Origin of the sequence: Vibrio sp. FE10 (genome assembly GCF_030297155.1) — a bacterium.
GTDB lineage: Bacteria > Pseudomonadota > Gammaproteobacteria > Enterobacterales > Vibrionaceae > Vibrio > Vibrio apostichopi.
In genome coordinates this window covers 2,050,759-2,062,837 of record NZ_AP028068.1, presented here as the reverse complement: position 1 = coordinate 2,062,837, position 12,079 = coordinate 2,050,759, and the positions used below count along the sequence as shown (strand labels likewise).

The 12,079-nt window shown below is 43.4% G+C and carries 10 protein-coding genes; 3 read left to right on the top strand and 7 right to left on the bottom strand.

From position 1 onward, the window contains the following. Positions 1–200 precede the first annotated feature (200 nt). The gene (locus tag QUF19_RS25805; protein ID WP_286301152.1) at positions 201–1,493 is read left to right on the top strand and encodes an alpha/beta fold hydrolase; all 1,293 of its coding nucleotides are present in this window, start codon (positions 201–203) and stop codon (positions 1,491–1,493) included. 214 nt (positions 1,494–1,707) lie between these two features. Here the strand turns inward: QUF19_RS25805 and QUF19_RS25800 are convergent, their stop codons facing one another. The 6 genes from QUF19_RS25800 to QUF19_RS25775 form a co-directional block, all read right to left on the bottom strand. After that, the gene (locus QUF19_RS25800; protein WP_004730424.1) at positions 1,708–1,890 is read right to left on the bottom strand and encodes a hypothetical protein; all 183 of its coding nucleotides are present in this window, start codon (positions 1,888–1,890) and stop codon (positions 1,708–1,710) included. Between the two features lie 301 nt (positions 1,891–2,191). Beyond that, positions 2,192–2,416 (bottom strand): PAS factor family protein, encoded by a 225-nt coding sequence (locus tag QUF19_RS25795; RefSeq protein ID WP_076670032.1) that lies wholly within the window; start codon positions 2,414–2,416, stop codon positions 2,192–2,194. Between the two features lie 328 nt (positions 2,417–2,744). Continuing rightward, positions 2,745–4,901 carry a c-type cytochrome gene (locus tag QUF19_RS25790; RefSeq protein WP_286301119.1) on the bottom strand — a complete coding sequence of 719 codons (2,157 nt, stop codon included), beginning with the start codon at positions 4,899–4,901 and terminating at the stop codon, positions 2,745–2,747. Next, positions 4,898–5,512, bottom strand: coding sequence for a cbb3-type cytochrome c oxidase subunit II (locus QUF19_RS25785; RefSeq protein WP_286301117.1), 615 nt, complete (start codon positions 5,510–5,512; stop codon positions 4,898–4,900). The genes QUF19_RS25790 and QUF19_RS25785 overlap by 4 nt, the downstream gene beginning before the upstream one ends. Then, positions 5,502–6,938 carry a cytochrome-c oxidase, cbb3-type subunit I gene (gene ccoN, locus QUF19_RS25780; RefSeq protein ID WP_286301115.1) on the bottom strand — a complete coding sequence of 479 codons (1,437 nt, stop codon included), beginning with the start codon at positions 6,936–6,938 and terminating at the stop codon, positions 5,502–5,504. The genes QUF19_RS25785 and ccoN overlap by 11 nt, the downstream gene beginning before the upstream one ends. A gap of 15 nt (positions 6,939–6,953) precedes the next feature. Beyond that, on the bottom strand, positions 6,954–7,349 hold the full coding sequence (locus QUF19_RS25775) for a c-type cytochrome (RefSeq protein WP_286301113.1): 396 nt from the start codon (positions 7,347–7,349) through the stop codon (positions 6,954–6,956). 356 nt (positions 7,350–7,705) lie between these two features. Between QUF19_RS25775 and QUF19_RS25770 the strand changes: the two genes are divergently transcribed. Then, positions 7,706–8,161: a putative pterin-binding protein gene (locus QUF19_RS25770; protein ID WP_032500264.1), complete on the top strand. Its 456-nt coding sequence runs from the start codon at positions 7,706–7,708 to the stop codon at positions 8,159–8,161. A 9-nt stretch (positions 8,162–8,170) separates the two neighbouring features. Then, positions 8,171–9,196, top strand: coding sequence for a GGDEF domain-containing protein (locus QUF19_RS25765; protein ID WP_102435000.1), 1,026 nt, complete (start codon positions 8,171–8,173; stop codon positions 9,194–9,196). A 449-nt stretch (positions 9,197–9,645) separates the two neighbouring features. On the opposite strand, the gene QUF19_RS25760 is transcribed toward QUF19_RS25765, so the two are convergent. Next, entirely contained in the window at positions 9,646–12,078 is a 2,433-nt protein-coding gene (locus QUF19_RS25760; protein WP_286301108.1) for a putative bifunctional diguanylate cyclase/phosphodiesterase, read from the bottom strand. Position 12,079: the final 1 nt, after the last annotated feature.

Here is a 12,079-nt window from a genome sequence, read left to right as displayed (position 1 = left end):
ACCCTTCTAAACTGACTGTTTTGACACATGTTGTTACGCGTTGAAGGTAAATTAAGCGATTAGATGAAGCACCTTCACATTCATGTTAAACAAACGGTTTCATTTACAAGCCACTATGCGTATCTTGCTAACTAAGGTGCCAAATGGCGCTATTTTTATTCGTACCGATGACTTTAGAATCAGATAAAAAGGAATGAAGCGTGCAAGCTAACTTTATTGATGGAACCACCCTGTATCGTCAGCACTCTTTTGAGTTGCCACTCGATTACCAAGCAAAAGATGGACAGCAGATCCAAGTCTTCGCACGTGAACTGGTTGATCTCGCAAAAGATGCGCAAGAACTGCCGTGGTTGATCTACTTTCAAGGTGGTCCAGGCTTTCCTTCTCCACGTGTTAGCGGTCAATCAGGTTGGCTAAAGCGTGCATTACAAAACTATCGTGTTCTGCTTCTTGATCAACGTGGTACAGGTAACAGCACGGTGATTAGCCATGAAACCTTGGCGCACTTATCGCCAGAGCAACAAGTCGAATATTTAACGCATTTCAGAGCAGACAACATCGTTCGAGACGCTGAAGCGATTCGCGAGCAATTCGGTGTTAAACAATGGTCGACGATTGGTCAAAGCTTTGGTGGTTTCTGCACCTTGAGCTACTTGTCATTGTTCCCACAAAGCCTACAGCGCTGTTATGTAACAGGTGGCATTCCGTCTATTGAGCGTGAAGCTGATGATGTTTATCGTGCGACTTACAAGCGTGTAGAAGACAAAAACAGAGCTTTCTTTGCTCAGTTCCCGCAAGCACAGGCTATGTGTCGTGAGATCTCTGATTACCTGCTCAACAACGATGTGAGGCTGCCAAACGGTCAAGTGTTCACAGTTGAACAGTTCCAGCTAATAGGCATTAATCTTGGTGGCGGCGAAGCAAACCTTCCTATGTACTTCACGCTAGAAAGTGCGTTTGTTGAAGTGAACGGTAACAAGCAGTTGAGCTACAGCTTCCTTAATCAAATGCAACAAGAGCAGGGCTACCTAACCAACCCAATTTACGCGATTTTGCATGAATCGATTTACTGCCAAGGTACAGCGTCTAACTGGTCTGCACACAGAGTGCGTGAGCAGTACCCACACTTTAACTACCAAGCGGGTAGCGAGTTCTGGTTTACTGGAGAAATGGTGTACCCGTGGATGTTCGACCAACTAGAAACGCTGAAGCCACTGCGTGAAGCGGCGAACATGTTGGCTGAGAAATCGGATTGGGGCACTTTGTACAACGCTGAACAGCTAAGCAAGAATACGGTTCCAATGGCATGTGCAGTTTACGCTGACGACATGTACGTAGAACTGGATTACAGCCGTGAAACACTGGCGAATATTCCAAATTCAAAAGCGTGGATCACCAACGAGTACGAACACAATGGCTTGCGAGTTGATGGCGAAAGAATTGTCGATAAATTAATGACGATGGTTGAAGCGTTAGAGAACCTGCCAAAATAATTAGACGGTTTACGTTGGAAGCTGTCTACGTTAAAAGCTATGTAAGTTAGAGGCTATCTACGTTAGATATCAGATAGGCTAGAAACAAGAAAACGCTGCATCCGTGCAGCGTTTTTTTTATGTCATCAAACTCTGTTTTTCTCAGTATCGTATTGATAACTAAAGCGAGTAAAGCAGAGAATTTAAGAACCGGGAGGGATAGTTCCTAAACTCATTAAGGTTGGATGACGATATCTTGATTCTCAGTAGTAGATAAGCTGGCGCGGTTCTGTTCGATAAGTTGAGCCGCATAAGAGGGAGTCACAGCTTGAATTTCGCCTTTCGAACGAATTGTTAGTGCTTCCCACGCATGATCACGGTATTTGCCTGTTTGTGTATATTCAATAAGTACTCTCATGATTCTTCCATCCGATGTGTGGTTAACGTGCTACTAACATTAGCGTCATTGTTGAGGTTGCACACCTGTTAAAAATGGAACATAAGATTAACTAAATGAGAATGCGTGTAACTTGAAAAACAGAGAGAATTGGACTTATCGCGAACCGTTATCAATACGGTTTGCCTGCTAGAAGCTAGGATAGGAGTCAAGAGTTGAGTTTATGTATGAAAGCCTTTGTTGTAAGAAAACAAAAAACGCTGCGAATTCGCAGCGTTTTAATTTTTGGTTCCTAGAAAGAAATACTCAGCACCAAGGCGGGTTATTTTTTCAAACCAACAATCTTACATGCAGAAACGACTGCACTTTCAAGGTCTGTTAAACGGCCTGCACTGGCTGGTCCTAGGACATTTGAATACAAGGCTAACTGCTTCTCAAATGATAAATCTAATTGGTTGTATAGATTTTGGCGAATTTGAGCGTGCTGTTGAGGCTCTGCGCTCGATAACCCTTCCAATGTATCGTAGATGAGAGTTGTTGTATCCATAGACGGTCCCTTAGTACATCTTTATAAAATAATGAAGATTATGCACTTAGTCACATCTTTGTTCTGGGATATCGATCTCATTATGTGTGAATTGACTTTATTATGTAATCAGTTAGTTAAAACGTTTGGTGGGTAACGTGTCGAGATTGGGTGTAATTAGAATATAAAAAACACGTTTGTATCAAAGCTCGTCTGTACTAAAACACAGTTGTATTGGGGACCGTTCTATTAAAAGCCGTTCTATTAGAAACTGTTCTATTAAAAAACCGCTCTATTAAAAAACAAAGAGGAGGCCTGAATTTGGCCTCCTGCATGGTCGGTTTGTCGACTAACGAATGTTAATATTCTTATCTCGACTTTCGTACATTTCAGGTGTGGTGTGTAATCCTCCAGCGTAACCTGCAGCTTCAAGCGTTTCTCTTACCTCTCGAACGTGCTCTGCCGTTACTGGCTCTTCTCTATCCCCTAGGTGCAATCGCACGAAGGTGATCAACTCAGCCAACCTTTGATCCGACAGTACATCTTCAAAACTTGCCATTGGCATGAAGTTTCTATCTTTGTCGAGATAGGTCGGTTGTAGACCGCGCACCGTTACCGCAATGGTGTTGAATGGGTCACTGTGCATGATAATGCCGTTATTCAATAGAGTAGGGGCGATAGGGTCGCGACCTTTACCGTCGTCTCCATGACATGCTCCACACGTTTGGCGATACGTGGTGTAGATTTCAGCCGCGTAAGACTCTTCATCAAACCCTTTAGGCTGCAACGGCACAGCGTCACTGCTAATGGTGTTGTTGATATCACCGCTCAGCAAGTAGTAGGACATCGACTCGATATCTTCACGTGTCATCAAGCTTAGGCTGTTTTTCACTACGTCTGCCATGCCCGCAAAAGCCGTCCCTTTGTCTGAGTGACCAGTGTGTAAGAAGTCGGTGAGTGTCGCTTCATCCCAACCATCGATATACAATTCATTGGCCGTAATATCGGGCGCATTCCAACCATCAATCAAGTTACCTTGGAAAATGCGTTCGGGTATCAGCGCTTGGGCAATGTTTCGTGGCGTGTGGCACTCAGAACAGTGGCCAAGGCCAGCCACCCAATATTTACCTTGTTGCCATTTCTCCACGTTGTCGACTTTGTCTGTGAGTTCCTCTGGTACTTGATAATCGACAGGGTCGGTGTCCATGAACACAATATTCCAGCCAAGCAGCCCTAGACGAATGTTCGATGGAAACATCATGCTGTTGTCGTCATTGCGACGAGGCACCGCGGTGATTGACTGCATGTATTCCCACAAATCGACCATGTCTTGGTCGGTAAGATACTGATATGACGTGTACGGCATAGCAGGGTATAGATAACCGTTCTTACCCTTGCCGGCGACTAGCGCGGCTCTGAAGTCATCGAAGTCATAAGTCCCGATACCTTCGGTAGTGTGAGGAGTAATATTGGTTGAATACACGGTGCCGAAAGGGGTCACAAAAGGCAGCCCGCCAGCAAAAGGTTCGCCACCTTCTGCACTATGACACGCAACGCAGTCACCGGCATAAGCGAGATATTCACCACGTTCAACAGATTGGGCTTCTAGGTTCGCGAGTCTTTGTTGCTGCTCTGAGCCCGCATGTCGAATATAAGCACCCAGTGCGAGTATCTCGTTCTCCGTAAGCTGTTTATCGAACGCAGGCATGAGGTTGTTCAAGCCTTTGTTGATGGTGTGTTGTATCTCTTCAATACTTCCTCCGTGCAGCCAGATATCATCTGAAAGGTCAGGGACGCCAATCGCCGGATTCGCGATAGAACCATCGGCGTGACAAGAGGAACAGTATTTTACAAACAGCTCTTTACCGACTTTAACTTTTACCTCTGGCACATCGGTATGACGTTGATTAAGTGAGGCTAAGTAATAAGAAACCTTAGCCACTTCGTCTGGGCGCATTATTTCGCTCCAACCTGGCATCGCACCATTTCGCCCTTTGGCGATCGAGTGAATGATCGCTTCATCACTGCCGCCATATAGCCACTCTTGATCAATAAGGTTAGGGAAGTGTTTCTGACCTTGAGCGTTGTCACGATGACAAGCCGCGCAGTGAGTTTGGAACAAGATCTGTCCGCTATTCACTATTTCGGGTATGCCAGACAACCCTTCGAGGGTGGTCTCCGTTGTTTGTGAGAATTGCTCGTTTAACGTTGTGCTGGGTGAACTGAGTTTATCGTCGCTTTGTTGCCAGTCGACTAACCCTTCCCATTCTCCTAATCCGGGGTAAAGGACTAAATAGCCTGCAGACATTAAGAAGGCAATAGCATAGCTAACAAAGAGTAGTTTTGGCGGTGGCGCATCTTTTTCTTCAATCCCATCAAAAGTGCCAAGGGTGTGGTCTTGATCGGCTTGGTGATTGCTACGCCAGTATTTAACGACAACGGTCACCATAAGAACGAAGAAAATCAAGGTTAAAATTACCGCCCATAGATTCCAAAATGTACTCATTGTGATACCTCCTGTGACGTATCTTTACCAAGGCTTTGTAGATAACGGATCAGAGCTTCACCTTTGGTTTTTCCTCTTACTTGTAATCGAGCGTCACCAATTTCTTGGTCGGTATAAGGCACGCCGAGTATGCGGAGGGTTTCCATCTTGTCACTTATATCGTCGCCTGACAGTGTCTGTTCAAATAACCAAGGGTAGGCGGGCATGATCGATGTCGGTACGACTTTTCGAGGGTCAATTAAATGAATAGCATGCCATTGGTCTGAGTATTTTCTGCCTAAATTTGTTAGGTCAGGACCCGTACGTTTAGATCCCCATAAGTTAGGGAACTCATAGATGTCGTCTGCTTCTTTGTTCGGACGACCATTTCGTTTCACTTCCGGTTCTAGAGGGCGAACCATTTGCGTATGACACACATGACAGCCTTCACTGATGTAGATGTCTCGTCCTGCTAACTCAAGAGGTGTGAGCGGCATCGCTAAGCTGCCCTTGGCTATATCATCCCCACGGACAATGCTTGGCACTACCCAAACCAACAGAGAGAAGGAGGCGACGACAACGGTAGTCACAATTAAAATGACGATTGAATGCGTAAAGTCTTTACTCATCATTTAAGCCTCCTTCGCTATAAGCGTGTTTAGCATCAAGTGTTGCTGGCATACGAACGGTTTTAAATAAGTTAAATGCCATTAGGAATAACCCCAGAACAAACAACGCACCACCAAAGAATCGTAAGAACAACCAAGGTGCTTTGAAGTCCATCGCTTCGACAAAACTGTAAATCAGTTCGCCATTTTCATTTTGAGCGAGCCACATATAACCTTCACCAATACCTGCGACCCAAAGTGCGATCGCATAAATCGCCACGCCAGCATGAGCAAGCCAGAAGTGCCATTTAATGAGACGTCGTGACCAGAGTTCGGTTTGGCCCCACAAGCGAGGAATGAAGTAGTAAAAAACCGCAATTCCTGACATTCCTACCCATCCGAGTGCTGCGGAATGTACGTGACCGATTATCCATTCGGTGTTGTGTGCCACCATGTTGAACCAGCGAATAGCAAGTAGCGGGCCTTCGAATGTCGCTAAACAGTAGTAAAGAATCGCTGAGAAAAAGAATAAAAGAATGTAGTCGGACTTCAGCTTTTCTTTGTTTTGAAGCAGGGTCATTGCGCTATTGAACGCACCCGCCCAGGAAGGGAGCCACAATATTAACGACATCACGATTCCGATGTTTTGAATCCAGATGGGAACGGAAGAATAAACTAAGTGGTGCGTTCCGGCCCATGTGTAAAAGCCGACCAAGCCCCAAAAGTGGATGACAGACAAGCGGTAGGAATAGATAGGTCGATCTGCTGCTTTGGGAATGAAATAGTAGTTCATACCAATCACACCAGCGGTCAGTAAGAAGCCGACGGCATTATGTCCCCACCACCATTGAACAATCGCATCTTGAGCGCCTGCGAATACAGAGTAAGACTTCATTGCCGAGACCGGCATCGCGAGGTTGTTCACAATGAAAATCATGGCAACAACGATAATGAACGCTGCAAAGAACCAGTTGGCCACGAAGATATGGCTCACTTTTCGCTTGGCAAGGGTGCCGAAGAACAAGACAGCATAGAGCACCCAAACCAACACAATCATTAAATCGATTGGCCATTCAAGTTCCGCATACTCTTTTGAGCTGGTGTGACCCGCGGGTAAGGAGACGACCGCAAGTAACAGAATAAATTGCCATCCCCAAAAGACCATCCATGACAAACTTTTGTTGAACAGCCCACAATGACCCGTTCGTTGGGCAATGTAGAGTGACGTACCCATTAAAATATTGACCACAAACCCGTAAATAACGCCAGAGGTATGCAGTGGACGAAGACGTCCAAATTGGAAATATTGAGAATCGAAATTGAGTACAGGCCAATACAATTGAGCGGCGAGGATCACGCCGATGATCATACCCACAAAAGCCCAGATTAAAGAGGCGATAATAAAGTATCTCACGACCTTAATGCTGTACTGCGTTGTCACTTGTTCCATAACAAGGCTCCTTGCCTACAGTTTTGAATTGCTGTCTGATTTTGAGTCGCTATCTGGATTTGACTCCTTGCCGAGCATTGAATAGAAGTAGGAGATATCGCGGATGTCTTGGTCTGAAAGCGTATCGGCTTGTTGCTGCATGAGAATCGCTAAACCGCTGGTTCTCTCTCTTGTTTGATAGTCTTTTAAAGAAGAAATGAGATAACCCACCTTTTGACCGCGAAGGTTAGGGTAGGGATCTTGCGTTGAGATGCCGTCAACGCCATGGCAAGTCATACACACCTTGGCTTTTTGTTTTCCTAACTCAAACTGCTCGTCGCTTGATTCTGCATAAACTGGATTCATGACAGCCGTCATTAGCAGAATGGAAAGTGCGGTTATGGGGTTAAACTTTTGCTTATTTAATCTCATTACTGATTCCCTTATTGAAGAAAAGAGCGAGTGCTTGATGATCCTCAGAAAACACTCACCTTGGTGTAAAGGTTATGCATGCATAAGCGTTCTCGCTACTCAGTTACTCATTTTTATTGTCAATTTTATCGGTCACTACGTATTCATCACGGGAATTGGATTACTTGTTAGCCATAAAAAAGCCGTTTTTATTTAAATTGAGTGACGCCAATAGCACGGTAAACCGAGGATTATGGGATTTCATGGAATATAGAAGAAACGTGTTAGGTGGACTGAAATTAGCGAGCGACTTACACCAATTAAATGAGGAATATGAACTAGACTCAGATAAGTGACCTTTTAAAATGGAGTTTAAAATGCGAACTGCACTTCTGTTTATACTTTCACTGTGTTCATTTTCTATTTTCGCGACATCGGAACTCACCGTATTCGACCACTTAGGGCAAAAACATCAATTAAGTAGAGAACAGCTGTTATTGCTCCCTCAAAAGGAAATTACCACGTCGTTACCTTGGGTTGATGGAGAGTTGGTTTATAGCGGTGTGACTTTACAAACCGTGCTTGAAACAATGGACTTACCCATTTCATCACAAGTCACTTTTGTTGCTTTGAATGACTACAAGATCGCTGTACCTAAAGAAGATTTTGATGATTATCAGCCGATCATTGCGATAAAACAAAATGGCCAGTTTATGTCTGTTAGGGATAAGGGGCCGTATTGGTTGATCTACCCGCTTTCTTCGACTCCTGACATTGATAACACAGACTTCCATGCCAAGATGATTTGGCAGATACGCGATATTCATCTGTAAGGGTTTACTATGAAAAAGCTGCTGTCATTGACTGCTATTAAAATCGCTGTGTTATCTTTGGCAGCAGTGGTACTGACCGTTAATATCTATAGTGTTACCCGCATTAACGATATCAATAAGAGTTTTTCAAATAGACAAAATGAAGCAACCTGGTTCGTCTTTCAATTGGTAAAAGAATACGCCAACTTCTTAATGGTAAGCCGTTCTGAAACCATTGATTATGATAAGTTGTGGCTAGCATACGATATTACATGGAGCCGTTTTGATATATTAATTAATAGCAACGAGTCTTCCAATTTCATTAAATCTGCTAACTTTAAGCCTTATTTTACAGCGGAATTTGAGAAGTTTAAGAGCTTGGAATCGTCCATAAAACTAGTCAGCCAAGGGGTTCTACCGAAGGAATCTTTGCAGAAGAAAGTCGATATTTGTTATCACACACTTGTAGATTTTATTAACGAAAAATTCCGATTACAAAGCCCTGTCATTGAAGAAAACACCTCAATGGTTGATAAGTTAGTCGTAGTGCATCGAATCAGTAGTGTTTTTCTTGTTGTGATCTTGGTGATGACCGGCATCATTTTCTATATGGACTTCTCTATTAAAAGGAAGCTTTATTCAACGGATTTCATCACAGGCTTTCGAAATCGAGTGTCGTTGATGAAGTTCGTCAAAAACAACTACCCGAAAGACAATAACTTCGACCTTTATTTCGTACGTATCAGAAATTTAAGCGAAATTAACCAAAAGTATGGACTTGAATATGGAGATCTCGTGGTGAGTTCTGCTGCTAAGTCTCTGACCGACAAGATTCCTGAAAGCACAATTTCGTTCCGTAGTAGCGGAAGTCAGTTTTTATTTTTTATTCCTGACCATTTATACGCGAGTGATGAAATTCAAGAGAGATTTAACGATGTACTCAGTGATTACATCTCGGCGGGTAACCTAGAGTTGATGATTGACGCCGTAGTTAGACATAAGAAAAACATCAGTTCGAAAGACATGATGGAGTTACTCACATCCATGCAAGGCTAAGCTTTTCAAAAGGCTCATCTTGCTTTCATTGTTCTATTCCACCCGACACTTAGTTTGTCCTACCTAAACCTCTCCTATATTCGGCGTTGGCATTGCAACGCTAATAGCTTCCGCTGAACTAATGAACTAATGAACTAATGAACTAATGAACTAATGAACTAATGAACTAATGAAGGCTTATTCTGTTTAGTCGCCTTTTTATAGGTGCGCATTGGCTTATAGGAGCATATTGGTTTACAGGAGCATATTGGCTGTTCAAGGTATGTTGCGTGAATAGTTTGTGGTTAAGCTGCAGATAATGATTGAGCATCACTCAGTACATCAAGAGAAGGGTTCTTGTCGCTGTGATCAAGTTGTCGCGGTTATTAAGTTATCGTGGTTATTAAGATGCCTAAGCGACTATGGTCATCAGCCGCTGTGATTCCAAAGTAATACGGCTACTGCAACTGTTACTGCTTTTGCTTTAGTGCCACAATCCTTTCGTGAGAGCTTGGTTCTACAGTTGTTTGTTGGTCTAGAATAGCTCGGGGGTTATGGTCACGGACAAATTCAATGAACTCGATGTAAGTTAATGGTGAGCTAAAGAAGTACCCTTGTATTAAGTCGCAGTTGGCTCTTCGTAGATGATGATATTGCTCGATCGATTCGACGCCTTCCCCAACAACAAAGGTGTCACAAGAGTGCCCCAAGTTAACCATTGATTCGACCATCTTACGGCCAGCCTTGTCCTTGACGATATTATCTATAAAGCTCTTATCAATTTTAAGTTCATCAACAGGGTAGTGAAGCAGTTGGTTGAACGCGGTATAACCCGTGCCGAAATCGTCGAGGGAAACTTTTAGTCCTAAATTTCGGAGACTCTCTATGGTTTGCACGGTCAGTTTCGTGCTTTTAACGTAACTGGTTTCGGTGATTTCTATAATGATGTTTTCGGGAGGCACTTGATAACGTTCGATCACTTTACGAATGTTGTCGGCAAAATTACGATTGTAGAGCTCCATCGCTGATATATTGATGGATAAGGTGCCTTTGTAGTTGTGAATTTCTGAGAGCTCTTTGTAGCTCCTGATTGCGGTGCTTATAACCCACATATCGAGTTTGGAGATTAAGTTACTTTTCTCTGCGACTGGAATGAATTCATCTGGCCCTGCTTTAATGTCAAACAGGGCAGGACAGCGAATGAGACATTCAGCGCCGTCGATATCGAGTGTTTGAGCATTAAAAATAGGCATAAAACGAAGTTCAAAGTTGTCGCTCTCACAACATTCCAAAAGTCTTTTCTCAATAATATCGTGCCTTTCCAGCGTATGGACCAGCTCTTCGCCGTAAACAATGCGGCTCTCACCATCACTGTGCGCTTTGGCGTTGATTAGCATTTCATCAATGCATCTGTGCCATATTTCTTCAAATTTCGGTGTGTCGACTGGCAGTACGCCAGTGGCAATCGAAAGTCTAAAACCATAATAATCAAGGAATGTCGTACCTGTTAGCGTGTTATTGATGTTCTCTATTTCTTCGTTTATCGATTGGTTTTCATTCATTTCCAAGATGGCAATGAACTGGTTGCCGCCCAATCTCGCGAGTGAGTAATCGCTGCAACTGAACCCAAAAGAAGACTGTTGATTTTGCAGTGTTTCTTTAAGCGATTTAGCTAGGCTTATCAGTACATTATCACCCACCTTTGCACCGTATAGGTCGTTGATTTTTCGAAAGTCGATGATATCCCAACACACCAAATAACAGCGGGGCTTCATAGAGCTTTTAATGCGAACATCGAGGTGACGTATGAATGAGCGTCGATTAGCAAGTTTGGTGAGTTGGTCGAACTCGGCTTCAAATTTCAATTCTGTCAGTGAGTCTATATAGGCGTTCTTTAAGCCATCAATTTCACTTTGCCCCGACGAGCGTTTGAAGTATCTAAGTTTGAGACCACCAATGGAGATTTCATTCAGCAGGTCTTTGAGGGGGCTGACCAATTGATAACGCACGACTAAGTGAACGATAAGCATGATAGTAAATAGAGTCGCGAGGCTTCCAAGCATGGTTTGTTGAGCGATAATTGTTTTTTCTTGGTCGAACTTTTGTTCACGAATATCAACTTGGGCGAGGAAGTGTCGGCTTGTCATTTTTACATTGATGCTGTCTTCACTTTGTTCAAAAGACTGAATAACGAACTGAGTATTTTCAATGTTCTCTTTATTTGATGAGGGTTCAATCATAAGTTGCATGTTGTCGTCGCCGTTATACTGAGTCATCAAGCTAGACATTTGTTTCATTGGACCATCTGCAATCAAAATGTAGCGATCTAAACTGTTTTTGGTTCGTTTATCTTGCGGCACTAAATAAGGGTCTATCGCTGCGACATAGGCATACCTCAGGCCTCCACTAACAGAAATGTAAGAAAAACCTTCTTGAGTTAGCTCATCTTTGTTCATTAAGGACGCGTATATATCGAAGACTCGTTCGTAAACAGTATCGGGGATTTTTAATCCCTCGAACGGGTCAGAACGTAAGGTGGAAAGTGTCAGATTGAACTTGGGATCAATGATATAGACGTTGCGTTGGCCAAATTGATTAACATGATTTTGGTTTAAAACTCGGAGTACGCGTTTCTCCAAAAGTGACAAAGTGATGTAATCACTAGGGGTTTGAATGTAGCGTAAGAACTGCAATGACGACCCAATATCTTTGACCAATAATGACAAGCCTAGCTGTTCATATTCAGCGGCGACCAAAGCGGTATTTACATCAGATTGCACCTCATCCAAATACATGTGTTTGGCGTGGTTAGATGCAAAGTTGTAGGTAACGATTCCCGCAATCGTGAACACAAACATTAGGGTCGGGACTAAGACAAAGTACAGCTTCTTTAATATTGGCATT